17 protein-coding genes and 2 tRNA genes are annotated in these 26,649 nt (G+C 60.0%); 7 read left to right on the top strand and 12 right to left on the bottom strand.

The window, feature by feature from the left end:
• Positions 1–5 precede the first annotated feature (5 nt).
• The 7 genes from IE188_RS11985 to IE188_RS11955 form a co-directional block, all read right to left on the bottom strand.
• Entirely contained in the window at positions 6–1,643 is a 1,638-nt protein-coding gene (locus IE188_RS11985; RefSeq protein WP_191286744.1) for an ABC transporter ATP-binding protein, read from the bottom strand.
• Positions 1,640–2,455: an ABC transporter permease gene (locus IE188_RS11980; RefSeq protein ID WP_191286743.1), complete on the bottom strand. Its 816-nt coding sequence runs from the start codon at positions 2,453–2,455 to the stop codon at positions 1,640–1,642. The genes IE188_RS11985 and IE188_RS11980 overlap by 4 nt, the downstream gene beginning before the upstream one ends.
• Positions 2,452–3,408: an ABC transporter permease gene (locus IE188_RS11975; protein WP_191286742.1), complete on the bottom strand. Its 957-nt coding sequence runs from the start codon at positions 3,406–3,408 to the stop codon at positions 2,452–2,454. The genes IE188_RS11980 and IE188_RS11975 overlap by 4 nt, the downstream gene beginning before the upstream one ends.
• 1 nt (position 3,409) lies before the next feature.
• Entirely contained in the window at positions 3,410–4,993 is a 1,584-nt protein-coding gene (locus tag IE188_RS11970; RefSeq protein ID WP_191286741.1) for an ABC transporter substrate-binding protein, read from the bottom strand.
• Positions 4,994–5,214: 221 nt separating this feature from the next.
• The gene (locus tag IE188_RS11965; protein WP_191286740.1) at positions 5,215–7,869 is read right to left on the bottom strand and encodes a TRAP transporter large permease; all 2,655 of its coding nucleotides are present in this window, start codon (positions 7,867–7,869) and stop codon (positions 5,215–5,217) included.
• Positions 7,870–7,879: 10 nt separating this feature from the next.
• Positions 7,880–8,878: a TRAP transporter small permease subunit gene (locus IE188_RS11960; RefSeq protein WP_191286739.1), complete on the bottom strand. Its 999-nt coding sequence runs from the start codon at positions 8,876–8,878 to the stop codon at positions 7,880–7,882.
• A gap of 99 nt (positions 8,879–8,977) precedes the next feature.
• Positions 8,978–10,060 carry a TRAP transporter substrate-binding protein gene (locus IE188_RS11955; RefSeq protein WP_191286738.1) on the bottom strand — a complete coding sequence of 361 codons (1,083 nt, stop codon included), beginning with the start codon at positions 10,058–10,060 and terminating at the stop codon, positions 8,978–8,980.
• 388 nt (positions 10,061–10,448) lie between these two features.
• On the opposite strand from IE188_RS11955, the gene IE188_RS11950 reads away from it, so the two are divergent.
• Genes IE188_RS11950 through IE188_RS11940 form a run of 3 tightly spaced genes read left to right on the top strand, consistent with a single transcriptional unit; the run spans position 10,449 to position 15,042 of the window.
• A complete protein-coding gene (locus IE188_RS11950; RefSeq protein WP_191286737.1) occupies positions 10,449–10,916 on the top strand; it encodes a MarR family winged helix-turn-helix transcriptional regulator in 468 nt (155 codons plus the stop codon).
• Between the two features lie 9 nt (positions 10,917–10,925).
• Positions 10,926–11,981 (top strand): efflux RND transporter periplasmic adaptor subunit, encoded by a 1,056-nt coding sequence (locus IE188_RS11945; RefSeq protein ID WP_191286736.1) that lies wholly within the window; start codon positions 10,926–10,928, stop codon positions 11,979–11,981.
• A gap of 10 nt (positions 11,982–11,991) precedes the next feature.
• Positions 11,992–15,042: an efflux RND transporter permease subunit gene (locus IE188_RS11940; RefSeq protein ID WP_191286735.1), complete on the top strand. Its 3,051-nt coding sequence runs from the start codon at positions 11,992–11,994 to the stop codon at positions 15,040–15,042.
• 29 nt (positions 15,043–15,071) lie between these two features.
• On the opposite strand, the gene IE188_RS11935 is transcribed toward IE188_RS11940, so the two are convergent.
• The 3 genes from IE188_RS11935 to IE188_RS11925 form a co-directional block, all read right to left on the bottom strand.
• Positions 15,072–15,145 (bottom strand) — tRNA-Gly (locus IE188_RS11935).
• Between the two features lie 58 nt (positions 15,146–15,203).
• Positions 15,204–16,034 carry an alpha/beta fold hydrolase gene (locus tag IE188_RS11930; RefSeq protein WP_191286734.1) on the bottom strand — a complete coding sequence of 277 codons (831 nt, stop codon included), beginning with the start codon at positions 16,032–16,034 and terminating at the stop codon, positions 15,204–15,206.
• A 3-nt stretch (positions 16,035–16,037) separates the two neighbouring features.
• Positions 16,038–17,660 (bottom strand): PHA/PHB synthase family protein, encoded by a 1,623-nt coding sequence (locus IE188_RS11925; protein ID WP_191286733.1) that lies wholly within the window; start codon positions 17,658–17,660, stop codon positions 16,038–16,040.
• A 301-nt stretch (positions 17,661–17,961) separates the two neighbouring features.
• Here IE188_RS11925 and IE188_RS11920 point away from each other — a divergent pair, with 301 nt between their 5' ends.
• Positions 17,962–18,243, top strand: coding sequence for a hypothetical protein (locus IE188_RS11920; protein WP_191286732.1), 282 nt, complete (start codon positions 17,962–17,964; stop codon positions 18,241–18,243).
• 47 nt (positions 18,244–18,290) lie between these two features.
• On the opposite strand, the gene IE188_RS11915 is transcribed toward IE188_RS11920, so the two are convergent.
• Positions 18,291–18,377, bottom strand: a tRNA-Leu gene (locus tag IE188_RS11915).
• 141 nt (positions 18,378–18,518) lie between these two features.
• On the opposite strand from IE188_RS11915, the gene IE188_RS11910 reads away from it, so the two are divergent.
• On the top strand, positions 18,519–19,505 hold the full coding sequence (locus IE188_RS11910) for a complex I NDUFA9 subunit family protein (RefSeq protein WP_191286731.1): 987 nt from the start codon (positions 18,519–18,521) through the stop codon (positions 19,503–19,505).
• Positions 19,506–19,553: 48 nt separating this feature from the next.
• On the opposite strand, the gene IE188_RS11905 is transcribed toward IE188_RS11910, so the two are convergent.
• Positions 19,554–20,357, bottom strand: a complete 804-nt coding sequence (locus tag IE188_RS11905; protein WP_191286730.1) for an undecaprenyl-diphosphate phosphatase — start codon at positions 20,355–20,357, stop codon at positions 19,554–19,556.
• A gap of 221 nt (positions 20,358–20,578) precedes the next feature.
• Between IE188_RS11905 and IE188_RS11900 the strand changes: the two genes are divergently transcribed.
• Both IE188_RS11900 and gltB read left to right on the top strand, forming a co-directional pair.
• Positions 20,579–22,012 carry an NAD(P)-dependent oxidoreductase gene (locus tag IE188_RS11900; protein WP_191286729.1) on the top strand — a complete coding sequence of 478 codons (1,434 nt, stop codon included), beginning with the start codon at positions 20,579–20,581 and terminating at the stop codon, positions 22,010–22,012.
• 58 nt (positions 22,013–22,070) lie between these two features.
• Complete coding sequence (gltB, locus tag IE188_RS11895) at positions 22,071–26,609, top strand: glutamate synthase large subunit (protein ID WP_191286728.1); 4,539 nt, start codon at positions 22,071–22,073, stop codon at positions 26,607–26,609.
• The last annotated feature ends 40 nt before the right edge of the window (positions 26,610–26,649 follow it).

The following is a 26,649-nucleotide window of genomic DNA, read 5'->3' as shown; positions in this document are numbered from 1 at the left end:
CGGAGTCAGTTCCCGGCGCTTTCCATCTTGCGATGCTCCACAACCTCTTCAAGCCAACCCAGCCGCATTTCAGGCACAGAGCTGAGCAGAAGGTCGGTATAGTCATCAAACGGCGGCGTCAGCACATCAGCTTTCGGGCCATAACGGACGACCCGACCCTGATACATCACGGCAATACTGTCCGCGATGGCGCGCACGGTGGCCAGATCGTGCGTGATAAACAGATAGGCCACATTCTCCCGTTTCTGAAGATTGTGCAGCAGCCTGAGGATGTCTTCGGCAACCAAGGGGTCGAGCGCCGATGTCACCTCGTCACAGATGATGATCTTGGGTTTCGCGGCCAGGGCACGGGCGATGCAAACCCTCTGTTTCTGACCGCCCGACAGTTCGGCCGGATAGCGGTCTTTGAACTCCACCCCCATTTCGATGTCGTTCAAAAGCTCTTCGATGCGCTTGCGCTTTTCGGCGCCGCGCATCCCGAAATAGAACTCCAACGGGCGACCGATGATCGTGCCGACGGTCTGGCGCGGGTTCATCGCCACATCGGCCATCTGATAGATCATCTGAATCTCTCGCAGGTCGTCGCGCGACCGCCCGGCAAGGTCGGCCGAAAGGGTGCGCCCCTCGAACACGATCTGCCCTTCGCGTGCGGGCAAAAGCCCGGTCATCACGCGGGCGGTGGTCGACTTGCCCGAGCCGCTTTCACCAACGACAGCAAGGGTCTGGCCTGCATGAAGCTCCATCGAGACATCATGCAGCACATCGAAATTCGTGCCTTTGTAGCGGGCGGTGATGTGTTCGATCGTCATCACCGGGTTGTCGGTCGGGGGCTTGCCCTCGTGCTGACGTGACCGGACGGACACCAGATCGCGGGTATAATCCTCGACCGGGGCGTTGATGATCTGATCGGTGGTGCCATGTTCGACCATGTCGCCCATGCGCAGCACCATGATCTCATCCGACACTTGTGCCACCACTGCCAGGTCATGCGTGATGTAAAGCGCCGCAACCCCGGTGTCGCGGATCGCGTCCTTGATTGCCATCAGCACGTCGATCTGCGTGGTCACATCCAAGGCCGTGGTCGGCTCGTCGAACACCACCAGATCGGGTTCGGGACACAGCGCCAGCGCTGTCATACAGCGTTGCAACTGTCCGCCCGACACCTGGTGCGGATAGCGGTTTCCGATGCTTTCCGGGTCCGGCAGGCCCAGCTTGGCGAACAATTCAACCGCGCGCGCCTCGGCGTCTTTTTTCGAGAATTTGCCCGCGTGCACCGATGCCTCGATCACCTGTTCCATGATCTTCTTGGCCGGGTTGAAGCTGGCGGCGGCGGATTGCGAGACATACGTGACCTCGGTCCCGCGCAGCTTGCGCAGGTCGCGCAGGCTGGTGTGCAGGATCTCACGCCCGTTGACCCAAACTTCGCCGCCTGTGATTTCGACGCCGCCGCGACCATAGGCCATCGTGGCAAGCCCGATCGTGGACTTTCCCGCGCCGCTTTCCCCGATCAGGCCCAGCACTTTGCCTTTTTCCAGATCGAAGGACACGCCGTGCACGATCTCTATGTCATGCGGCTTTTCGCCGGGGGGATAGACCCGCGCGCCGATCTTCAGGTCGCGTACTTTCAGAAGTTGATCGCTCATCCCCGGCCTCCTTTCAGGCTGGTGGTGCGGTTCAGGATCCAGTCCGCCACCAGATTGACCGAGATGGCGAGTGTCGCGATGGCAACCGCAGGTACAAGGGCCGCCGGGATGCCATAGACGATGCCATCCTTGTTTTCCTTCACGATCCCGCCCCAGTCGGCATTGGGTGGCTGCACCCCAAGGCCAAGGAAGGACAGGGTCGACACGAACAGGACCGCGAAGATGAAGCGCAGGCCCATCTCCGCCACCAGGGGCGACAGGGCATTGGGCAGGATTTCCCGGAAGATGATCCAGAGCCGCCCTTCGCCGCGCAGTTTGGCGGCTTCGACGAAGTCCATCACGTTGATGTCCACGGCGACCGCGCGGGCCAGACGATAGACGCGTGTGGCATCCAGCAGGCCCATGACAACGATCAGGATCGGCAGCGTCACCGGCATGACCGACAGGACCACAAGCGCGAAGATCAGGGTGGGGATCGACATGATCAGGTCGACAAACCGGCTGAGCACCTGGTCAACCCATCCGCCGATGACGGCGGCGGTAAACCCAAGGATCGACCCGGTCACAAAGCTGAGGATCGTGGCCATGGTTGCGATGAAGATCGTCGTGCGACCGCCATAGATCATGCGGCTGAGCAGGTCGCGCCCGATATTATCGGTGCCAATCAGGTGCTCTGACGACCAAGGCTCCCACACGCCGCCGACAACTTCGGTCATCGAATAAGGCGCGATCCAGGGGGCGAAGATCGCCATGAAGAAATAAAGGCCGGTGAAGAACAGGCCGAACAATGCGGCAGGGGGTATTCTGGTCATTTCGGATGCCTCAGCCTTGGGTTGGCAAGGATGGACACGATGTCCGCGACCATGTTCAGACCGATATAGACCGCCGCGAAGATCAGCCCGCAGGCCTGCACCACCGGCACGTCGCGTTTGGACACGTGGTCCACAAGATACTGTCCCATGCCGGGATAGGTGAACACGACCTCGACCACCACGACACCGACGACAAGATAGGCCAGGTTCAGCATCACCACGTTGACGATCGGCGCGATCGAGTTGGGAAAGGCGTGGCGCCAGATGATGGTGAACATCGTCAGGCCCTTCAATTCGGCCGTTTCGATATAGGCGGATTGCATCACGTTCAGGATCGCAGCCCGCGTCATGCGCATCATATGGGCCAGCACCACCATGGTCAGAACAGCGACCGGCAGGGCGATCGAGCTGAGTTTCTGCCCAAGGGTCATGCCGTCATGAATCATCGACACGGTGGGCGCCCAGCCCAGCTTCACGCCGATGAAATACATCAGGATGTAGCCGATCAGAAACTCGGGCACGGAGATCGACGCCAGCGTGATGGCCGAAATCAGCTTGTCGGGCCAACGTTCGCGATAGCGCACGGCCAGAAGGCCCAGAAAGATGGCCAGCGGCACGGCGACCACGGCGGCCCAGAAGGCCAGGAAAAGAGTGTTTTTCAAGCGCGATCCAAGGCTCGACGCGATATCCTGACCCGAAGTCAGCGCGGTTCCAAGATCGCCATGCGCCAATCCGCCAAGCCAGTCGAAATACCGGCTGAGCGCAGGTTCGTTCAGGCCCAGTTCTTCGCGGATATTGGCAAGGGCTTCGGGGGTTGCCGATTGACCCAGAATGGATTGCGCCACATCGCCCGGCAGGATGTTGGTTCCCCAGAAGATCAGGGCCGAGACGAGTAGCAGAAGAAGCAGGCCCAACGCGATGCGTTGGACCAGCAGTTTCATGAGCAAGGGCATATCAGCCGACGACCCACATTTTCATCGGCGCATAAAAGTTCATAAGGTCGAAGCCCTTATGGTTCTCGACCCAGCCCGCAACGCGGTTGGTCGTGCCGTCAATGAAGTCGTTGAACATCGGGCAGATCAATCCGCCTTCGTTGTGCAGAAGCATCCCCATATCGGCATAGATCTGGGTGCGCTTTGCCTCGTCCAGCTCGCCCCGTGCGGCCAGAAGCATCTGGTCGAACTGTTCGTTGAAGAACCGCGTGTCGTTCCAGTCTGCCGTCGACAGATAGGCCGTGGAATACATCTGGTCCTGAGTGGGGCGGCCGCTCCAATAGCTTGTGCAAAACGGCTGGGCGTTCCAGACCTCAGACCAATAGCCATCGTTCGGCTCGCGCTTGATTTCAAGATTGATGCCGGCTTTGGACAGGGATTGCTGGAACAGGGCCGATGCATCGGGCGCGCCGGGGAAGCTGTTGTCCGAGGTGCGCAAGAGGATCGGCCCCTCGTGCCCGGATTTGTCAAAGTGGAACTTGGCCTTTTCGGGATCGTAGCTGCGCTGCTCCATCTCGGTGAACAGCGGGTAGGAGCTGTTGATCGGCGTGTCGTTCCCGATCGAGCCGTAGCCGAACAGGATCTTCTCGACCATTTCTTCGCGATTGATGCCGTATTTCAGCGCCATTCGCAGGTCGTTGTTGTCAAACGGTGCCGTGTTGCAATGGGCGATAAAGACATAGTGGCCCGGCCCGGGGGTCGAATGGACATTGATATTGGGTGCGCGTGCCACAAGTTGCGCGGTGCGCGGTGGAACGCGTCCGACCATATCGACCTGCCCGGACTGAATGGCAGCCATACGGGCCGTATCATCGTTGATCACCACGACTTCGATCGTGTCGGCGTGACCCATGTCACCCCAGTAGTTGGGGTTCTTTTCAGCCACGAAGCGCACGCCCATATCGGCTTCTTTCAGAATATAGGGGCCGGTGCCGATGGCTGCTGCGGGATCATCCTTGCCACCGTTGGGCTGAATCAGCAGGTGATAGTCGGTCATCAGGTAAGGCAGGTCGGCGTTCGGCGTGTCCAGCTCGACGATGAACTTGTCACCTTCAACCCGCATCGCCGTGATGCCACGCATGATGCCCAGCGCGCCTGATTTCGTGTCTTCGCCCGCGTGGCGCTCCATCGTTGCAAGCACGTCATCAGCGGTCAGCGGCTGACCGTTCGAGAAACTGATGCCCGAGCGGATCTTGAACGTCCAGACCTTGGCATCGGGCGATGCCGACACTTCTTCCGCCAGCCGGTTCTCAAGGCCGCCTTCAGGCGCAAGTTCGACCAACGGTTCACCCCAAAGGCGGCTGATCATGGTGCCTGTCGAGTTCGTCGTGGTGGCCGGATCAAGGCTGTCGGTGGTCGAGCCGCCCGGAAGGCCAACACGGATCGTACCGCCCTTGACCGGGCCTTGGGCATAGACCGCAGATGACAACATGGTACTTGCCCCTGCTGCGGTCAGGCCAAGCGCCGCCGCGCGGCCCATGAAGTGGCGGCGCGACAGCTTGCGCGCGACAAACTGTTTGGACAGATATTCAAGTTCTTTGGACATTTAGGACTCCCCGTGTGAAGCATTTGGGCCTGTTGCGGCTCGGTTTTTTCTGGATCGGCCCAAGGGTTCACCAGATGGTCGGATTACGCAAGGTTTTATACCGACCGTAAATCATGCGTTTCCGACACTTATCCTATGTTCGGACCGAAATTGCCACCCTTTCCACAAACAAAAAGGGCCGGTGCAGACACCGGCCCTTTTTTCCGAGTTTATGAATTTGCTTAGAAATTCAACGATATATCGCGATGGCGCGATGAACACGAAGCCATGGCCAGCGCCTGTTCGCGGGTAAAGCGATCCTGGACGCGAATGCCCAGACTGCCGCGCAACGTGTCGACATAGGCGGCCAGACCCGGGCGCAGGCTTTCGTTCGCTTGCTGTCGCCACGCGATCTGTGCGTCATAAGCCGCGATAGCCGCGTTATAGGCTTCCATCGCTTTGGCACGGTCAGGCTCGCTTCCCTTCAGCGCCTTGGCCGCATCTTTCAGGGCGTCTTCGATATCATCTGCCCCGTCGATCTTGCCAAAGACCTTTGCCAGTTCGTTGACCTGATCCCTGGCATCATCGCCAGAATTGGTCTCGACCGTGGCTTTCAGGTCGCGCAATTGCGGTTCCAGCGCGACCAGGTCCTCGGTCCCTTCAAGTGCGGCCAGCACATCCAGCGCGTCTTCATAGGCCGCATCTGCGGCCCTGCGATACCTTGTGCGTGCCGCATTCTCGGCGTTGGTCAAGGCTTGGAAGGTTTCGTGAACCTCTTTCCAGCTTTCAGGGATCTGTTCGCGCAGATGTTCGACTTCGGCGGTCAAGGCGGCCATGTCGGCTTCCAACGCGTCGCGCGCCGCCGCCTGGCTTTCATCCCGCATCCGGCCGATCCGCGTCTTCAGCTTGTCGATCTCTTCATTTGTGCTGCGGATCTCTTTTTCGATCCCGCGCACCAGGCGCAGTTGCGGGCGATACGCATCTGCGGCGCCTTCCACCTCGTCTGCGGCGGCAAAGGCAGCCTCAAGCTCGGCCACGGCGGTGTCTGCCGAGTCCAGCGCATCGGTCAGATCATCCGACAGGTCGTCGGGCAGCACGGCCAGATCGAAATTGCGCGCGATCGCGATGGCGTCCTGAAGCTCGGTGCTTTCTGAAAGCTTCTGTCCCACATATTCCTCAAGGCACATCTGAAGCCGTGGGTTGCGTGGTGGCGGGCTGGTTTCCGACAGGAAACTGACGCGGTTGGGCAGATAGTTCACCAGCGGGGGATAAGTGCCTACAATCGCAAGTGCGGTCAGTTGCAGCAGGATGAAGGCGATCACGCCCTTGTACATCTGCACCGTCTTGACGATCGCCGGGGCGACCCCGCGCAGATAGAACAGCGCGAAACCGAACGGTGGCGTCAGGAAGCTGGTCTGGATGTTGAGACCAATCATCACACCCAGCCAGACGGCGGTGATGTTGGCTTCGGGATCGGCCAGCAGGATGGGGGCCACGATGGGCACCACGACCACGGCGATCTCGATGAAATCAAGGAAGAAGCCAAGAATGAAGATCACCAGCATCACGATGACGAATTGCGTCCAGAACCCGCCGGGCAGGCCCAACAGGAACTCTCGCACCAGTTCTTCCCCACCGAAGGCACGGAAGGCGGCGGTCAGCATGGCGGCGCCCAGCAGAATGATGAACACCAGCGAGGTCGTCTTGGCGGTTTCCAGCATGACGCCGGACAGCGTGTTCTCGATCTTGAAAATGCGCCAACAGGACCAGCCCAGCGCCACCAGCAGCATCAGGGTCGAGATCACCCCAAGCGTGATGCCCAACTGATCGGTGGTGTTGGTGATGCCTTTCACGTTCATGTCAAAATTTGACAATGCATAGGCCGCAAGCGCCAATGCCGCCATCGCCAACAGCGCCGGGTAATACAGCGTGCGTCCGGGGGCAGGCAGGCGATAGCCCGCCATGATCATCGCCCCGGCCGCCCCGATGGCGCCAGCCTGGTTCACCGTCGCGATCCCTGCGATGATCGACCCCAGCACAAGGAAGATCAGCGCCAGTGGCGGCACCAGCGTCAGCAGTACATTTTTCAGGAAGTCGAGATTGTATGCACCTTCATAGTGAACGGCGGGCGCGTGTTTGGGGCGCAAGATCGCATAGAACAGGATATAGAGCATATACAGCCCGACCAGCAGGATACCCGGGATGAACGCGCCCAGAAACATCTCGCCCGCCGAGGTGGACACAACGTCGAACATGGATGGCATGGACAGTTCGCCTGTGGCTTCCTTGTGCAGGATCTTGCGTGCGGTTCCGGCCTGATCAGTTGCCGACGCCAACTGGTCAGCGAGGATGATGAGCACGATCGAGGGCGGGATGATCTGCCCCAGTGTGCCAGACGCGGCGATGGTGCCGGTGGCCAGCGATTGCGAGTAGTTGTTGCGCAGCATGGCAGGCAGAGAGATCAGGCCCATGGCCACCACGGTTGCGCCGACGATCCCTGTCGTGGCCGCCAGCAGCGCGCCAACGAACACGACCGAAATGCCCAGACCGCCCGGCACGGGGCCGAACAGTTGGGCCATCGTGACCAGCAGGTCCTCGGCGATCTTCGACCGCTGCAGCATGATGCCCATGAAAATGAACAGGGGAATGGCGATCAGCGTATCCCGTTCGACCTCCCAATACACCCCGCGCAGGTTCGTGACCCCCGCGGACAGCCACTGGTTCGGGCCACCACTGTGGAAATAAGCGTCCGTCGATCCCGCGAACATATAGCCCGCGCCAGCCGCAAGCCCGATGGTGATGATCGCGGCCCCCGGAAGGGCAAAGGCGACCGGATACCCGGACCCCAGCGCACCCGCCATGATCACGATCAGCAGGAAAAGAAAGAAAAGTTCCATGTGTCAGACCTCAGTGCGCGGATGATTGTGCGATTTCGCGGTGGCCGGGCTCATCCCGTTTATCCGCCACGGCATCGAAGAAATAGCTGACGAACTGGATCAGCATGGTGATGGCAAACAGGCCGATAAAGGCGGCCATCTGGTATTTGGTATAAAGACCAAAGGGGCCGGCCTGCGAAATCTCGAAATTGCTGACAGGCGCGTTGATGATCGACTGCTTGCCGCCGAAGCCCACGGCCATGATGACCCAGGCGGTGGACATGCCCAGAAGAATGGTGCCGATGCCGTTGACGATCCCCCGTGTGGTGCGGCCAAACCCGGCATAAAGCACATCGACCCGAACGTGGCCTTCGTCAAACAGCGTATAGGCCGAAGAAAACAGGAACAGCGCGGCGTACCAGTAGCGCACGAGGTCGCCCATCAGCGCCTGTTCATAGCTGAACATGAAGCGCGAGATCACGATCAGAAGCTCGGCCACCACGATCAGGAAGGCCAGCCAGAAAAACCCAAGCGTGCGCGTGACGGTCGCAATTGCAAAGGCAATCACGATCAGCGGGATGTGCACATAGGTGCCGACCCAGCTTGGCCGGCTGAACAGCCTCGCATTCTCAGATCCCAGCAGCGGCTCGATCAGGCTTTCGGCGCGCATGAAGGCAATGGTCGCATCGGCCACCCCGATCAGGAACACCGCCCAGAACAGGGCGCGGATCAGATAGACGTTGAACCTGTGCACCCGGTGCGCGTCCCACCTGAGCGACGTCGTCCGACCACGCAACACCACCGCCACGGCCACCGCGATGGCCACCGCATAAAGCGCCACATGCACCCATCCGCCGGGCGCACTGCCGTTCAGAAACGCCTGTGTGCCGGGAAAGCCGAACCCGACCACCAGCACATTGTTGATCAGGAACGCCGCCAGAACGGTCAGCGTGCTCCAACCGAACAGCCGCGCAAGGATCGCGGGGTCGCCATGTCTTGGAATGTCTGGATGGGTGCTGTCTTGTGCCATGTCGCCTCCCGAACGGCCGTCGGATCAATTCTTGTGTGATCCTTTGGAAAGGACGGGGAAGCCTCCCCGCCCTTGTTTTTGTGTTGTCGTCAGACCAGCTTACAGATCCAGGATCCGGTTACGCTGGTTCACGAACTGACCTTCGAACAGCGAGATACCGCGACCGATTTCGCGCATCTTGGCCTGAACGGCATCGTTCACTTCGGCGGCCAGTGCGTCATAGCTTGCGGTTTCTTCGAACACTTCCTGCGCGGCTTCGCCCATGGCGTCCCAGGTTTCTTCGTTGAAGCTGCGCACTTCGACGCCTTGTTCGTCCACCAGTTTGGTCAGGTATTCGCCGTTCAGTGCCATCGCCTCGTAGTACGAGTTGGCGTTTTCTTCCAACGCCGCCGAGGTGATCACCGCACGTTCCCAATCCGACAGGCCGGACCACCACGACTTGTTCGAGGTCAGCGACAGCTGCGCGCCCGGCTCATGCATCCCGCCGGTATAGTAGTACTTCGCGGCTTCGTAGAACTTCATGAAATAGTCGTTATAGGGGCCAACCCACTCGGTCGCGTCGATGGTGCCGGACACAAGGTTTTCATAGATCTGGCCACCGGGCAGCGACACGGTCGATGCGCCCAGCTTGGACAGAACCTGACCACCCAGGCCCGGAATACGCATTTTCAGACCTTTGAAGTCATCGGCGCTTTCGATTTCCTTGTTGAACCAGCCACCAGCTTGGGTGCCTGTGTTGCCGGCGGGTAGGCCTTTCAGGCCGAACTGGTCCTGCACCTTGTCCCAGATTTCCATGCCGCCGCCATAGAGGCACCAGGCGTTGATCTCGGCGAAGGACATGCCGAAGGGCACTGCGGTGAAATAGGCCAGCGCAGGGTGTTTGCCGGTCCAGTAATAATCGGCACCGATGTAAGCCTGGCTGTTGCCCGAGGCGACTTCGTCAAACACGTCCAGCGCGCCAACACGTTCACCGGCGGCAAAATACTCGACGTTCAGCGCGCCTTCGGACAGCTCGCCGATGCGGGCGGCCAGACGCTGCGCCGAGACACCCAGACCCGGAAAGTCGCGCGGCCAGGTCGACACGATCGTCATTGTCTTGCCACCTTGCGCCAGTGCCGGTGTGGCAAGGGCCGTTGCGCCAGCACCGATTGCTGCGCCTTTCAGAAACTTACGGCGTTCCATGTATGTTTTTCTCCTCCGAGTTTTGGATATTTTGTTATTCGAACGCGTGCCGACCAGGGGCCGACGATACGCTGCCACGCAATTACTACGTAGTTAAAACCAGATTTCAAATGATATTTCGCAAACTGGTAATATTTCTTTACCAATTTGATGAAAGCGTGAACCAAGGCCGCGACGCGAACGTGCGGTGGATTGCGATTAACCCGTTGATGATCGCCGACGATTTTCTGCGACGCAACGGAAACTCGCGGTTTACGTTGGGGCAGTTCGACGCATTGGCGATCCATCTGTGTATGTCGCACGCTAACGGAGGTATTTTTTATTATTTCTCTGGAAGTTTCAAAATATGAAGTATATTTGGACGTCATTGCGACTCGGATTCTACCCTATGACCAACACACCTGATCCTCTCAATCCAAACCACACCCCGGTCGAGCCGGAGCTTGGCGCATTGCTGGGTGTTTTTGCCCTGCACGGCTTCATCGACGCCCTGATGGGCGAAATCGACAGTCGAACGGATGTGTCCTACCTTGAACGAAAGATCATGATCTGGCTTGACCGCCCCAAGCGGCTGGGCACCCTGGCGCGCGAGATGAATGTACTGCCTTCGACCATGACGACCGCCGCCGATCAGCTTGAGGCGCACGGGTTGGTGGTGCGCGAACGCGACCCCGATGACCGGCGGGCCTGGCTTCTGACCCCGACGGATACCGGCGCAGACCTGCGGGCCACGATGGTCGTGATGGCGCGCACGCTTCTGTGCGAAACTCTGGGCCTGAGCGATGAAGAGCTTCGCAGCTTCGCGCAGACCTCGTTGAAAATTCATCGAAACATTCAGAAACACATGACCTGCTAAGGACGACACATGCCTGTATTTCCGCGTTTTCTGGCCGCCGTTGCAGCCGCGATCATCGCCACCGCTTCGACCGGCTTCGCAGAAGAGCCCGTCAGACCCGTCAAGTTGATGACGGTGACGGCGAATGATGACACGTTAAGCCGGGTGTTCTTTGGCAAGGTGGTGGCGCGGCAAAGCGTCGACCTGGCCTTTCAGGTGGGGGGCCAGATTGTCGAATTTCCGGTGATCGAAGGCCAGTTCGTGTCCGAAGGTGACATGCTGGTGCAACTGGATCAGGAGCAATTCTCGTTGGCGTTGGAGCAGGCGGTGGTACAGAAAGATCTGGCCGAACGGACATTGGACCGGTTGACCAAGCTGCAAGGAAACACCGTCAGCCAGGTCGCACTGGATGATGCCACGACGCAGTTGAACCTGACCGACATTGCCTTTCGTCAGGCCGAGCGGAACCTGAACAACGCCACGCTATACGCGCCATTCGACGCGCTGGTCACGGCGCGCAATGTCGACAATTTCGTCACTGTTTCTGCCGGAACGCCCGTTGTGCGCCTGCATGACATGAGCGAAGTCCGGATCGAGATCGACGTGCCGGAAATCCTGTTCCAGACGGCATCCAAGGAAAAGAACGTGCGTTTCATGGCCGAGTTTCCCGCCCATGACACGCCCTTTCCCGTCGCGATCCGTGAATTCAATGCCGAGGCATCCTCGGCCGGTCAGACCTATCGCCTGACCCTGGGCATGGCGCCGCGCAGCGATCTGAACGTGTTGCCGGGGTCGTCGGTGAACGTGCGGGTGTCTGCCTCGCACGAGACCCCCGGCATCCTGATCCCTGCAACCGCCATCGTCGCCGCCCCGGATGGTGCGCTGTCGGTCATGCGGTTTGTCGCGGATGCGGGTGACGGTGATACGGGCACGGTCAGCGCGACTCCGATCACTGTCGAACCCGCGCCAAACGGGGATTTCACGCTGCTGTCCGGCCTTTCGGACGGTGATGTGATCGTCGCGGCGGGCGCGACCGCCCTGCGTGACGGCGATGCGGTGCGCCGCTTCACCGGCTTTGCGAACTAAGGGGGCTGACATGCCGAACATCGCGCGCGCGTCGATCGAAAAGCCTCTTTATACGTGGCTGATCATCCTGACCATGCTGCTGGGTGGCATCTGGGGGTTTCTGAACCTTGGTCGCCTGGAAGACCCTGCCTTCACCATCAAGCAGGCCGTTGTTGTCACGCATTATCCCGGTGCGACGGCCGCCCAGGTTGCGACCGAGGTGTCTGAACCGCTGGAAAGCGCGCTGCAGAAAATGGAAGAGGTTGAAAAGATCACGTCGACCAACCGTCCGGGCGAAAGCCGGATCGACGTCGAGATCAAGTCGACCTATCCCGCCGAAGCCTTGCCGGATATCTGGACGCGCCTGCGTGCGCGGGTGCGCGACACCGCGCGGCATTTGCCGGACAATGCGCAGCCGCCTTTCGTGAATGACAGTTTCGGGGATGTATTCGGGCTCTACTATGCCGTCACGGCGCCCGGCTTCACCGACGCCGAGAAATACGACCTTGGCACGTTCCTCAGGCGCGAGCTTCTGGTGGTCGATGGTGTGGCCGATGTCGACCTGTCCGGCATCCCGGAAGAGGCGATTTACATCGAGCCTGACATGACCCTGTCGGTCAATCAGGGCATCCCACCCAACGCGATCATCGGCGCGGTGTCGTCGGCCAATTCCGTGACCTCGGCGGGATCGCTGGAAAAGGATGGCGCGCGGATCATGTTCCAAGCCCCCGAGGGGTCGGAAACCGTGTCCGACATTGCCTCGCTCAGCATCGGGGTGAACGGGCAGCTGTTCAATGTGGCGGATGTGGCCCGCGTCAGTCGCGAGCGCGTGGCAACTCCGGGTCAGATCATCAGGTTCAACGGCGAAGAGGCGTTTACCATCGGCATTGCAGGGCTGGACAGTGAAGACATCGTCAAGGTCGGCCACCGGGTCGATGCGCGGCTGGCAGAGCTGTCGGCGGACATCCCGCATGGGATCGAACTGCATCCGATCTATCAGCAACATCTGGTGGTCGAGCAAAGTTCGAACGATTTTTTGAAGAACCTCGCCATGTCGGTGGGGATCGTGATCGTGGTGCTTGGGGCCTTCATGGGCTGGCGCGCGGCGATCGTCATTGGCGCCACGCTGCTTCTGACCGTGGTCGGGACGCTTTTGTTCATGGCGATCTTTTCGATCGAGATGGAGCGAATATCGCTGGGCGCGCTGATCATCGCGATGGGGATGCTGGTGGACAATGCCATCGTTGTCGCGGAAGGGATGCAGATCTCGATGCTTCGCGGGCGTAATTCCCGTCAGGCGGCGGATGACGCGGCCAAGAAAACGCAGATTCCATTGCTGGGGGCGACGGTGATCGGGATCATGGCCTTTGCCGGGATCGGCCTGTCACCGGATTCCACCGGTGAATTCCTCTTCTCCCTCTTTGCAGTGATCGGGATCTCGCTTTTGCTGTCATGGCTTCTGGCCCTGACGGTCACCCCCTTGCTGGGTCATTACCTGTTCAAGATCAGCAATCAGGATGCGGCGGATGCCTATTCCGGACGGTTCTTCGTGCTTTACAAGAAAGTTCTGGACAAATCCCTGACCTTCCGTTGGCCGGTGATTGCCGGGCTGGTTGCCGTCACCATGGCCTGTTTCGTCGGGTTCGGATCGGTGAAGCAGCAGTTTTTCCCCAACTCGAACACACCGCTGTTCTTCGTTTACTACAAGCTGCCACAAGGCAGTTCGATCCAGCAGGTGTCAGATGATCTTGCGGTGATGGAAGATTGGCTGCTGGCCGAAGAAAGCGTAACCTCGGTCGCGTCCTATGCCGGGCGGGGGGCGGTGCGCTTCATGCTGACCTATGATGGCGGCAAGGACAACCAAAGCTATGGGCACCTGATCATCCGCACCGCGTCGCTTGACGATATTCCCGATCTGCACGCCCGGCTTGAGGCGTTTGGCAAGGAAACCTTCCCCGAGGCCGAGTTCCGTGTGCAGCGCCTCGTCTTTGGTCCCGGTGGCGGCGATCCGGTGCAGGTGCGGTTCTCGGGTGGGGATCCGGCGGTGCTGCGGGGGCTGGCAGATCGGGCCATGCAGGTGATGGCGGACAACTCGGACAGCCTGTTGAACCTGCGCACCGATTGGCGCGAGCAGGAACTGGTGATCGCGCCGATCTATGCCACACAACGGGCACAGACGGCGGGGATCAACCGCGACGACGTAGCGGCCTCGCTTCTCTATGCCACTGATGGGTTGCGGGCGGGTGTCTATCGTGAACGCGAGCGGCAAATCCCGATCATCATGCGCCGTCCGCAGACCGATGCGTTCAACCTGAATGACCAGCTTGTCTTTTCGCCGATCACGGGCACCTATCTGCCGATCGATCAGTTGATCGACGGGTTTGATTACCGTGTCGAGAACACCCTGGTGCAGCGACGCAACCGGGTGCCGACGATTTCCGTCGGGGCGGATGTGGCAACAGATGTCACCGCCGCCGAGGCGCATAGTGACATCCGCGCGGCGGTCGAAGCGATCCCGCTGCCCGCCGGATACACGATGGAGTGGGGGGGCGAGTTCGAGAACGCCTCGAAAGCGCAGGCCAGCCTTGGTGCGCAACTGCCGCTGAGCGCGCTGATCATGGTGATGATCTCGGTCCTGTTGTTCAACGCGATACGGCAGCCCATCATCATCTGGCTTCTGGTGCCGATGTCGGTGAACGGGGTTGTGATCGGCCTGTTGGGCACGGGCCTTCCGTTCAGCTTTACCGCGCTTCTGGGGCTTTTGAGCCTGTCAGGAATGCTGATCAAGAACGGCATTGTTCTGGTCGAGGAAATCGACCTGGTCCGCGCCGAAGGCGTGCCGCTGCGACAGGCCATCATCGAGGCATCCGCGTCGCGGGTGCGCCCCGTCGTGCTGGCCGCGGTGACGACGATCCTGGGTATGGCGCCCCTGTTGTCGGATGCGTTCTTTGTGTCGATGTCGGTGACGATCATGGGCGGGCTGGCGTTTGCCTCGATCCTGACCCTGGTGGCGGCGCCGGTGTTCTACTACGTGTTTTTCAAGCGGGAGGAGGCGCGGGAACTTGCCGCGCAACCTGCGTGATAAAGTGGAGCGAAGAGCGAGAAGAGTTCTGGAGCGGGCGGCGGGAATCGAACCCGCGTCATTAGCTTGGAAGGCTAAGGTCTTACCACTACACAACGCCCGCCCAGTAGGTTGACGACATATGCCATGCGCTTTTGGGCGTCAAGCCCGTGCTCAAAGTCTCAGCCGTCCAGAAACGCACCGACGGTCGCGCCCACATCCGCGCGTTGGGAATACATCAACAGATGTCCGGCGGGATAAACCTCAAGCCGGGCATTCTGCATCATGTTCGCCAACAGAATCTGGTTGGTGATCGGGATCAGCGCATCATATTTCCCAGCGATGATCAGTGACTTTTGCGGCAGTTGACGCAGCCAGGGCAGGCTGGTCCAGCTGCACATCGCGCGCACCTGTGTGAAATACCCTTCGGGGCTGGGTGCGATGGCGTGTTTTGAATACTCGCGGAACTGCGCCGGGGCGAAAATCGCCTCGCCGCCATACATCAGGGGGCCGATGAAGTTGCCATAGGTCTTGCTGATGTAACGCATCGGGAACATGATCTCGGACAACGCAATCGGGGTCCCCCACCAGCTGCCGATCCCGCCCGCCGAGGTGATGGACAGCACAAGCCGGCGTACGCGGTTTGACAGGTCATGCGCCAGTTGCTGCGCCACCGCGCCGCCCCATGAAATGCCCAGAATGTCACATTGGTCGACCTGCAGCGCGTCCAGAACACGGGTGGAAAAATCTGCATAATCGGGGATCGTGATGATGTGTTCGATCATCGGGGTCCGCCCGATCCCCGGCATGTCGAAGGCCAGAACAGTGCGGTCTTTCAACTCGTCAATCAGCGGCAGCAGCACCTCAAGCGACTGTCCCAAACCGTTGAATATCACAAGCGGCGGGGCCGTGTCAGAGCCCCTGCGTCGCAGATACCGGACCGGTATGTCGTCGACTGAAATTGTGTCGAAGGTGATGTCGGGATGCGACCCGGCCGCATTCAGATCTTTCATGGCTTACACCCCTTCATGCACATAGATGCCGGGGGCGGGATCCATCGGGGCATAGGTCTTGTTGCCAAGCGCCTTGGGTTTGGCGCCACGCTCGGCCGGGTTCTGTGTGTCCAGCCAGTCCAGCCAATGCGGCCACCAGCTGCCGTCGGTCAGGGTCGCGGTCTCGTGCCAATTGTCGGCATCGCCCGTGGTCTCGCCCCCCGTCCAGAACTTGCGGCGGCTTTTGGCAGGGTGGTTGATCACCGTGCCCGAGACATGCCCGCCGGTGGTCAGCACGAATTCGGTCGGGCCGGACACAAGATGTGTCGCCGTAAAGGATGTTTTCCACGGCACGATGTGGTCGCCATCGGCGGCAAGGAAATAGCACGGCAGGTCGATATTGCGCGTGTCGACCGGGGTGCCGCACAGGGTCAGCGCACCCGGCTCTTTCAACCTGTTCGCCATATACATTTCCTCAACGAAATAGCTGTACCATTTTGCGGGCAGGTTCTGGGTGTCGGCGTTCCAATAGAGCACGTCGAACGGTGCGGGCGATTTGCCCATCAGATAGTTTGATACAACGAAGTTCCAGATCGACTCGTTGACATGCAGCATCGCCATCGCATTGGCGATGTCACGCCCCGGCGCGACCTTTTCCGCCTTCAGGCGCTGGTCATAGGCTTTGACCTGCGTATCGTCGATGAACACCCTGATCTGGCCGGGGTCGGAAAAATCGATCAGCGATGACAGGAAGGTCGCGGTGCCCAGTTTGGACTTCAACGCTTTGGGCATGACGGCCAGCGCCGCGGTCAGCATGGTGCCGCCGTTGCACCAGCCCAGAATGTCGATGGATTTCGATTTGCTGACGGCGGATGTGGCATTGATGGCTTCGAATATCCCGTCGGCGATATATTCGTCCCAGCCAAGATCCCCAAGCTCTGGCCCCGGATTGCGCCAGACCATGGTATAGACGCTTTGACCCTGTTCCAGCAGATACCGGATCATCGACTTCTTTTCGTTGAGGTCGAAGATATAGAACTTGTTGACGCAGGGCGGCACGATCAGAATCGGGGCCTTGCGGGTCTTGGCGGTCATCGGTTCGTATTGAATCAGCTCGATCAGATGGTTGCGGTAAATCACGGCACCGGGCGTCGTGGCCAGGTTCTTGCCGACCTCGAACGCCTCTTCATCCGTGGTCGAGATATAGCCTTTTTCAAGGTCGGCCAGCAGATTCTGATACCCGTCAAACAGGCTTTGGCCACCTGTTTCCTTTGCCAGTTGCTGGGCTTCGGGATTGGTTAGCAGAAAATTCGACGGCGCCATGTTGTCGGCTGCGATCCGGGCATAGAAGCTCAACTTCTCTTGTTCCTGCTCGGGCAACCCTGCCTTGTCGGCCATGTCCACCATGGCTTTCGATGTCAGTTCATAGGAATGGCGCAGGATCGGGAAGATACCCTTGCTCCAGGCTTCGTCGCCAAAACGGCGGTCCTGGGTTTCGGCAGCAGCGGCTTCGCCATGCAGGGCCGTGCCCAGCCACAACTTTGCCATGTCGCTTTGGTATCTGAGCATCGTGTTGGCCCAATCCATAAAGACGGAATTGTCCGTTTTGCGCATTGCCTCGAACAGTTTGAAAAGATCCTTGGACATATGCTCTGCCCTCCTGCTTGCACCCTCGTCGCGCGCGACCCTTGCAGGCAAATGCTTCACGAATTTTGCAAAGCGCGCTGCTTGTGCCGTTTTTCTATCAGTGATGCAGGCAAGAAAGAAGGCGTCAGGTATCGACTGATATCAAACCAGTGGGCTGGAAATCGTCGTGTCAGCGGAAAGCCGGGCAACACTCGCAGGATGACGCCGCCGACCGAGATTTAATGCAAATCCGGCCCGACTATGGTTCAATTCAGGCCCAGAGCCCTTGTGACATTACCAACTCCGAGCCGGAGACCTTATGATGACGATCCTGAAAATCAATCGCTGGCCCTCAATTCTTGTCTTTCTGCTGGCGGGCTGCACGGCAACGACCTTTGCCTTCGTGTCGATCAACCTGTTTTCCCAGTCGATGGCCAGCCTTGAGTTTCTGAGCAAGTTTGGCGGTGAGGCGGTTCGGCATGGTGTGCTTTGGCAATTGATCGAACTGGTGATCTGGGGTCTGCTCTCACTGTCGTGCTGGGTTCTTTTCAAGATCTGCGAACATGAACTGGTGGACCGCTACACTGTTTGGGCAACGAAATAGTCACCGCCATCGAATGCGTTGTGTTCTGACGAAATGTTCTTGAGAAATGGTGCCCAGAAGAGGACTCGAACCTCCACGTCCATACGGACACTAGCACCTGAAGCTAGCGCGTCTACCAATTCCGCCATCTGGGCACGGTTGGTGAAGCCGCGATGTAAAGTGAGCGGCTGGAACTGTCAACCGCAATTCGCGGGGTTTTCAAGAAATCCGTTTGCGGCTTGCCCAAAGCGGCGCGGAAAGCTATGCAAAGCCCAAGGTTTTCAAGGAGAGCTACCATGTCCAAACTTGTCACCATCTATGGCGGTTCGGGCTTTGTCGGGCGCTATATCGCGCGTCGCTTAGCCAAACAGGGGTGGCGCGTGCGCGTGGCTGTGCGCCGGCCGAATGAAGCCCTGTTCGTCAAACCCTATGGGGCTGTGGGGCAGGTGGAACCGGTCTTGTGCAACATTCGCGATGATGCGTCGGTGCGCGCGGCAATGTTGGGTGCGGACGCGGTGGTGAACTGCGTGGGTGTCCTGAACTCGATCGGCAAGAACAGCTTCGACGCCGTCCATCACGAAGGGGCCGAGCGCGTCGCACGGATCGCCGCCGAGCAGGGAGTGGACCAACTGGTGCAACTGTCGGCCATCGGGGCGGACGCGGACAGCGACAGCGAATATGCGCAGACCAAAGCGCAGGGCGAAGCTGGCGTCCAGGCCGCGTTTCCGGGGGCGGTAATCCTGCGCCCGTCCGTCATTTTTGGCCCCGAGGACGAGTTTTTCAACCGTTTCGCCGGGATGACCCGGTTCGGGCCGATCCTGCCGATCACCGGGGGCGACACCAAGTTTCAGCCGGTCTATGTCGATGACGTGGCTGCCGCCGCCGAAAAGGCCGTTCTGGGTCAGGTCGATCCGGGTATTTACGAGCTGGGCGGGCCGGATGTGGCGACCCTGCGCGAGTTGATCGACGAGATGCTGGAGGTGGTTCAGCGTCGTCGTGCCGTGATCAACCTGCCCTTCGGCATCGCGAAGCTGCAAGCGGCCATCTTTGATTTTATCCAGTGGATTTCGGGTGGTCTGATCAAGGCGCCTTTGACCCGCGATCAGGTGCGGTCGCTGGCGCATGACAATGTGGTGGCCGATGACGCCAAGGGCTTTGCCGATCTGGGCATTACCCCCACCGCGACCGAGGCGATCCTGCCCGATTACCTGTGGCGGTTTCGGCACAATGGGCAGTATGCGGCCATTCAGAACTCGGCCAAGAACCTGCGCACCAACGGCTGACGGTGCGGATCACAAGGTTACAAAGGCGCGGCACAGACCGCGCCTTTTTCATTGATAGGCGATGATCAGCAGCACGGCCCCCAGCAACAGCCGATAGATCACATAAGGCGTGAAGCTCACGGTTCTGAGCAGCCGCATCATCAGGCTCAGCGCCAGAAGGGCGGATAGAAACGCCAGAACCGCCGCGATGGCACCGTCCCTGGCAACCTGCATGTTGGCGGTGGCCACAACCTCGGACCCCAGCAACACGCCGGATGCAAAGATCGTCGGGATCGACATCAGCATCGACAGTTTGGCCGCGTCGTGACGGTCATATCCCAGGGCGCGCGCGCCCGAGATGGTCGCGCCGGATCGGGACGTTCCGGGGATCAGCGCCAGCGCCTGCCAGAACCCCATGATGATGGCATCTTTGAGCGTCCAGACTTCGGCCCGTTTCGTCGACGCGCCCTTCTGATCGGTCCAGTATAGCACCAGCCCGAACAGGATCATCGTCCAGGCAATGACCTTGACCGACCGCATCGCGTCATTCAGCCCGGTCAGCTTCAGGATCAGGCCGATCGCGATGGCCGGGATCGTGGCAATCGCCAGCAGGAAAGCAAGACGTGCGCCGGGCGTGTCGATCCGCCCGGTCAGCATGCGGGGCACCCCGGCCAGACCCATGCGCACATCGCGCCAGAAGAACAGGACGACCGCCCCCAAGGTGCCCACATGAACGGCCACGTCAATCGTCTGCCCCTGATCGGGCAGGTTGGTCAGGTGCGGGACAAGTGCAAGGTGCCCAGACGACGAGACCGGCAGAAATTCGGTGATTCCCTGTATCACGGCGACAAGAAACAAATGGGCAAGGGTCATGCGTGAACCTTCTGAAATGGGTTGCGGCGCAAGCTAAAGAACGCGTCTGGAAAGGGAAGAGGGATAAAGGGTAATATATACTGACATAAAAATAGGTGACTTGGGGCGGGAAAGTGAAAAAAAGTGCACTGGAACGGTAAAAAGGTCAGTAATGCTGTCTTTTAATCCCGCCCGGCCTTGTCTAAAAGCGCAGGACCGAGCCAAATTGACGGAGAGCCAGGATGGCCAAGCAGCCTATGTTGAAATTTGTGACTGTCGGACGGGATATGCCCGAAAAGCGTGCCGCCGAAGCGCGCAAGGATGACTTTCACGAAATCTATGCCGAGTTTGCGGCCCAGAAAGCTGCCGAGCAAGCCAGCCGGTGCAGCCAGTGTGGTGTGCCGTATTGCCAGACTCACTGCCCGCTGCACAACAACATCCCCGATTGGCTGCGCATGACAGCAGAAGGCCGTCTGAAAGAGGCCTATGAGCTGAGCCAGGCGACCAACACGTTTCCCGAGATTTGCGGTCGTATCTGTCCGCAGGATCGGCTGTGCGAAGGCAATTGCGTGATCGAACAATCCGGTCACGGCACCGTCACCATCGGCGCGGTTGAGAAATACATCACCGATACCGCCTGGGATAACGGGTGGGTCGAGCCGATCACGCCTGTCGCCAAGCGCGATGAAAGCGTGGCGATCATCGGGGCCGGGCCGGGCGGTCTGGCCGCTGCAGATGTTCTGGTGCGCGCAGGCGTGAATGTGACGATCTATGACCGGCACGACCGGGCGGGCGGGTTGATGACCTATGGCATTCCGGGGTTCAAACTGGAAAAAGATGTGGTCATGCGCCGCGTGAAACTGCTGGAAGACGCCGGGGTCGAATTTGTTCTGAACTGCAATGTCGGTAGGGACATCAGCTTTCAGGATATTCGCGCGATCCATGATGCTGTTCTGTTGGCCACCGGTGTTTACAAAGGGCGCGACCTGTCCGGGCCGGGGGCCGGGGCAAAGGGTATCGTGCCGGCTCTGGATTACCTGACCTGCTCGAACAAGCTGGGATTTGGCGATGCCGTTCCTGCCTTCGACAGCGGAGAGCTGAATGCGGAAGGCAAGAATGTCGTGGTGATCGGCGGTGGCGATACTGCGATGGACTGCGTACGCACCGCTGTGCGGCAGGGCGCAAAATCGGTGAAATGCCTGTATCGCCGTGACCGCGCCAACATGCCCGGATCGCAACGCGAAACGCAGAACGCCGAAGAGGAAGGCGTGGAGTTTGTCTGGTTGTCAGCCCCGAAAGGGTTTTCCGGCGATCCGGTCACTGGTGTGATCGTGCAGAAGATGCGCCTTGGCGCGCCTGACGCAACCGGGCGTCGCAGCCCCGAGGTGATCGACGGCTCGGAATACACCGAGGACGCCGATCTGGTCATCAAGGCGCTGGGCTTTGAACCCGAAGACCTGCCAACCTTGTGGGACGAGAAGGATCTGACCGTCACCCGCTGGGGCACCGTCAAGGCCGCCTTTGGCACTCACCGGACTGATATGGATGGTGTCTGGGCCGTGGGCGACATCGTGCGCGGTGCGTCGCTTGTGGTCTGGGCCATCCGCGACGGGCGCGAAGCGGGGGCGGACATTCTTGCCTCGCTCAACGCCGCGCGCGCGGTTGCTGCCGAATAACGAATTTTCCGGGCCAGCCGGGTCAACACGCCCAAGCCCGTCCGAAAGGAGAACCGATATGACGAAATATGATGCCGATTGGGTCCGCCGCGAGGAAGCCAAGCGCAAATTCATGGCCGAACACAGCCTGTATCGCGAAGAGGACGAACACAGCTCGTGCGGCGTTGGTCTTGTGGTGTCGGTCGAGGGAAAACCCTCGCGCGATGTGGTCGAGGCCGGGATTGCCGCGCTGAAGGCCATTTGGCACCGGGGCGCGGTGGATGCCGATGGCAAGACGGGCGACGGGGCGGGTATTCACATCCAGATCCCTGTGCCGTTCTTCTATGATCAGATCCGCCGCACCGGGCACGAGCCCCGCGAGGATCAGTTGATCGCTGTCGGTCAGGTGTTCCTGCCGCGCACGGATTTCGGTGCACAGGAAGCGTGCCGAACCATCGTGGAATCCGAGATCCTGCGCATGGGCTATCATATCTATGGCTGGCGCCACGTGCCTGTAGACATCACCTGCCTGGGCGAAAAAGCCAACGCCACACGGCCCGAAATCGAGCAGATCATGATCTCGAACTCGAAAGGGGTCGATGAAGAAACCTTCGAGCGCGAGCTTTATGTGATCCGCCGCCGCATCGAAAAAGCCGTGGCCAGCGCGCATATCAACGGGTTGTATATTGCGTCGCTGTCCTGTCGTTCGATCATCTACAAGGGAATGATGCTGGCCGAACAAGTGGCCGAGTTCTATCCCGACCTGATGGATGAGCGGTTCATTTCGACCTTCGCCATCTATCACCAACGCTATTCAACCAACACCTTCCCGCAATGGTGGCTGGCGCAGCCGTTCCGGATGCTGGCCCATAACGGCGAAATCAACACGCTGAAGGGCAACCTGAACTGGATGAAAAGCCATGAGATTCGCATGGCATCCTCTGCCTTTGGCGATTTGGCCGAAGACATCAAACCCATCGTGCCGGGCGGGTCGTCCGACTCGGCCGCTCTGGACGCGGTGTTCGAGGTTCTGGTGCGTGCGGGCCGGTCGGCCCCGATGGCCAAAACCATGCTGGTGCCGGAAAGCTGGTCGAAACAGGCCGTCGAACTGCCCGAGGCGTGGAAGGATATGTATTCCTATTGCAACTCGGTGATGGAACCGTGGGACGGCCCCGCCGCCCTGGCCATGACCGATGGCCGCTGGGTCTGTGCCGGGCTTGACCGCAACGGCTTGCGCCCGATGCGCTATGTCGTCACCGGCGAGGGTCTGGTGATCGCGGGATCCGAAGCCGGGATGGTTCCGATTGACGAAGCAGGCATCGTGGAAAAGGGCGCGTTGGGGCCGGGGCAGCTTCTGGCCGTCGATACGGTCGAGGGCAAGCTGTATCACGACACCGAAATCAAGGACCGGCTGGCGGCGTCCCTGCCATTTGGCGAGTGGGTCGGCAAGATCAGCGAGTTGAGCGATGAATTGAACCAGGTCGAGGAACAGCCGATCTTTACCGGCGAAGAGCTGCGCCGTCGACAGCTGGCCGCCGGCTACACGCTGGAAGAGCTGGAGCAGATTCTGGCCCCGATGGCCGAGGACGGCAAGGAATCGCTGGCCTCGATGGGGGATGATACGCCGTCTGCGGTGTTGTCCACCAAGTATCGCCCGCTGAGCCATTTCTTCCGCCAGAATTTCAGCCAGGTGACCAACCCGCCCATCGACAGCCTGCGCGAGTTCCGCGTGATGTCGTTGAAAACCCGGTTCGGGAACCTGAAAAACGTGCTGGATGAAAGCGGCACACAGACCGAGATCATCGTTCTGGAAAGCCCCTTTGTCGGCAACGAGCAGTTCAAGAAACTGACCGAAGCGTTCAACGCTCAGATGGCGGAAATTGACTGCACCTTCCCCGCCGGGGGCGACGAGGGGGCATTGCGCGTTGCCCTGAACGACATTCGCGCCAAGGCGGAAGACGCCGTGCGCTCGGGCGCTGGCCACCTTGTGCTGACCGATCAGGGGCAGGGCAAGGATCGCATCGCCATGCCGATGATCCTTGCTACATCCGCCATTCACAGCTGGTTGGTGAAAAAGGGTCTGCGCACCTTCTGTTCGGTCAATGTGCGGTCGGCGGAATGTCTGGACCCGCATTACTTCGCAGTGCTCGTGGGCTGTGGTGCGACCACGGTGAATGCCTATCTGGCCGAGGACAGTCTGGCGGATCGCATTGAACGCGGCTTGTTGGAGTGTTCGCTTAGCGAAGCGGTGCGCCACTATCGCGAGGCGATTGACCAGGGTCTGCTCAAGATCATGGCAAAGATGGGCATTTCGGTCATCTCGTCCTATCGCGGTGGCCTGAATTTCGAGGCCGTGGGGCTGAGCCGCGCCATGGTGGCGGAGTATTTCCCCGGCATGACCTCGCGTATTTCCGGCATCGGCGTGAACGGTATCCAGAAGAAGCTGGAAGAGGTCCACGCCGCAGGCTTTGGCGGTGGCAATCAGGTGCTTCCGGTGGGTGGCTTTTACAAGGCGCGCCGGTCGGGTGAAACCCACGCATGGGAAGCGCAGACGATGCACCTGATGCAATCGGCGTGCGACCGGGCCTCGTTCCAGATGTGGAAGCAGTATTCGGCCCGGATGCGGGCCAACCCGCCGATCCACCTGCGCGATCTGTTGGACATCAAGCCGATGGGCAATCCGGTTCCGATCGAGGAAGTGGAAAGCATCAACGCGATCCGCAAACGCTTCGTGACGCCGGGCATGTCGCTGGGGGCGCTCAGCCCCGAGGCACACAAGACGCTGAACGTCGCGATGAATCGCATTGGCGCGAAGTCGGATTCGGGTGAAGGCGGGGAAGATCCTGCGCATTTCCACCCCGAACCCAACGGCGACAACCCGTCGGCCAAGATCAAGCAGGTGGCGTCCGGCCGTTTTGGTGTGACCGCCGAATACCTGAACCAGTGTGAAGAACTGGAAATCAAGGTGGCCCAGGGCGCCAAGCCCGGCGAGGGCGGCCAGCTGCCGGGCATGAAGGTCACCGACCTGATCGCCCGTCTGCGCCATTCGACCAAGGGCGTGACGCTGATTTCACCGCCGCCACACCACGACATTTACTCGATCGAGGATCTGGCGCAGTTGATCTATGACCTGAAACAGATCAACCCGCGCTGTAAGGTGACGGTGAAGCTGGTCGCGGCCTCGGGTGTCGGCACGATTGCCGCCGGTGTGGCGAAGGCCAAGGCCGATGTCATCCTGATTTCGGGCCACAATGGCGGCACGGGCGCGTCGCCCGCAACCTCGATCAAATTCGCGGGTCTGCCCTGGGAAATGGGCCTGACCGAGGCGCATCAGGTGCTGGCGATGAACAACCTGCGCGACCGGGTGACGTTGCGCACCGATGGTGGTCTGCGCACGGGGCGTGACATCGTCATGGCCGCGATGATGGGGGCCGAGGAATACGGCATCGGCACCGCCGCCCTGATCGCGATGGGCTGCATCATGGTGCGTCAGTGTCAGTCGAATACCTGCCCCGTGGGTGTCTGCACGCAGGACGAAGACCTGCGCAAGAAGTTCACCGGCAGCGCGGATAAGGTCGTCAACCTGATCACCTTCTACGCGCAAGAAGTGCGGGAAATCCTCGCCTCGATCGGGGCACGGTCACTGGACGAGGTGATTGGTCGCGCGGATTTGCTGAGCCAGGTCAGCCGTGGCTCGGCGCATCTGGACGATCTGGACCTGAACCCGCTTCTGCTGGTCGTCGATGGGGCGGACAAGATCGTCTATGACCGCAATCGCGACCGTAACGCGGTGCCCGATACGCTGGACGCCGAGATCGTGCGCGACGCCCATCGCTTCCTTGAAGATGGCGAGAAGATGCAGCTGTCCTATACGGTGCAGAACACGCATCGGACGGTCGGCACGCGGATTTCCAGCCATATCGTGAAGCGGTTCGGAATGCGCAACAGCCTGCAGCCGGATCACCTGACGGTGAAGCTGCAGGGCTCGGCCGGGCAGTCGCTGGGCGCGTTCGCGGCACCGGGTCTCAAGCTCGAAGTGTCGGGCGACGCCAACGACTATGTCGGCAAGGGCTTGTCCGGTGGCACCATCGTGGTGCGTCCACCGCTGTCCAGCCCGCTGGTGGCCAAGGACAACACCATCATCGGCAATACGGTGCTTTATGGCGCGACGGACGGGTTCCTGTTCGCCGCCGGGCGTGCGGGTGAACGATTCGCAGTGCGCAACTCGGGCGCGCATGTGGTAATCGAAGGCTGCGGATCGAACGGGTGTGAATACATGACCGGCGGTGTCGCAGTGATCCTAGGCACGATCGGGTCGAATTTCGGTGCAGGCATGACGGGCGGCATGGCCTATCTCTATGATCCTGACGGTGTTGCGCAGAAATACATGAACATGGAAAGCCTCGTGACCAACCCGGTCACGGTCGACCATTGGGAAACGCAACTGAAATCGCTGATCGAACGTCACGCGGAAGAAACCCGCAGCCAGTTGGCGACGGAAATCCTGCGGCATTGGGATCTTGAGAAAGGGAACTTCCTGCAAGTCTGCCCGATCGAGATGCTGGACAAACTGCCCGCACCGCTCAGCATGGAAGCAGACGCTATTCCGGCCGAGTAAGGCAGAAAACCACAAAACGCCCACCTTGCCGGTGGGCGTT

The sequence above is a fragment of the Aliiroseovarius zhejiangensis genome, from assembly GCF_014656375.1.
GTDB classification, from domain to species: Bacteria; Pseudomonadota; Alphaproteobacteria; order Rhodobacterales; family Rhodobacteraceae; genus Aliiroseovarius; species Aliiroseovarius zhejiangensis.
Note: the sequence above shows the minus strand (reverse complement) of the source record. Positions and strands in the feature narration are given on the sequence as shown.

Coding starts and splice junctions, on each gene's coding strand:
- IE188_RS11985 (WP_191286744.1), bottom strand. CDS start 1,643: ATGAGCGATCAACTTCTGAAAGTACGCGACCTGAAGATCGGCGCGCGG.
- IE188_RS11980 (WP_191286743.1), bottom strand. CDS start 2,455: ATGACCAGAATACCCCCTGCCGCATTGTTCGGCCTGTTCTTCACCGGC.
- IE188_RS11975 (WP_191286742.1), bottom strand. CDS start 3,408: ATGCCCTTGCTCATGAAACTGCTGGTCCAACGCATCGCGTTGGGCCTG.
- IE188_RS11970 (WP_191286741.1), bottom strand. CDS start 4,993: ATGTCCAAAGAACTTGAATATCTGTCCAAACAGTTTGTCGCGCGCAAG.
- IE188_RS11965 (WP_191286740.1), bottom strand. CDS start 7,869: ATGGAACTTTTCTTTCTTTTCCTGCTGATCGTGATCATGGCGGGTGCG.
- IE188_RS11960 (WP_191286739.1), bottom strand. CDS start 8,878: ATGGCACAAGACAGCACCCATCCAGACATTCCAAGACATGGCGACCCC.
- IE188_RS11955 (WP_191286738.1), bottom strand. CDS start 10,060: ATGGAACGCCGTAAGTTTCTGAAAGGCGCAGCAATCGGTGCTGGCGCA.
- IE188_RS11950 (WP_191286737.1), top strand. CDS start 10,449: ATGACCAACACACCTGATCCTCTCAATCCAAACCACACCCCGGTCGAG.
- IE188_RS11945 (WP_191286736.1), top strand. CDS start 10,926: ATGCCTGTATTTCCGCGTTTTCTGGCCGCCGTTGCAGCCGCGATCATC.
- IE188_RS11940 (WP_191286735.1), top strand. CDS start 11,992: ATGCCGAACATCGCGCGCGCGTCGATCGAAAAGCCTCTTTATACGTGG.
- IE188_RS11930 (WP_191286734.1), bottom strand. CDS start 16,034: ATGAAAGATCTGAATGCGGCCGGGTCGCATCCCGACATCACCTTCGAC.
- IE188_RS11925 (WP_191286733.1), bottom strand. CDS start 17,660: ATGTCCAAGGATCTTTTCAAACTGTTCGAGGCAATGCGCAAAACGGAC.
- IE188_RS11920 (WP_191286732.1), top strand. CDS start 17,962: ATGACGATCCTGAAAATCAATCGCTGGCCCTCAATTCTTGTCTTTCTG.
- IE188_RS11910 (WP_191286731.1), top strand. CDS start 18,519: ATGTCCAAACTTGTCACCATCTATGGCGGTTCGGGCTTTGTCGGGCGC.
- IE188_RS11905 (WP_191286730.1), bottom strand. CDS start 20,357: ATGACCCTTGCCCATTTGTTTCTTGTCGCCGTGATACAGGGAATCACC.
- IE188_RS11900 (WP_191286729.1), top strand. CDS start 20,579: ATGGCCAAGCAGCCTATGTTGAAATTTGTGACTGTCGGACGGGATATG.
- gltB (WP_191286728.1), top strand. CDS start 22,071: ATGACGAAATATGATGCCGATTGGGTCCGCCGCGAGGAAGCCAAGCGC.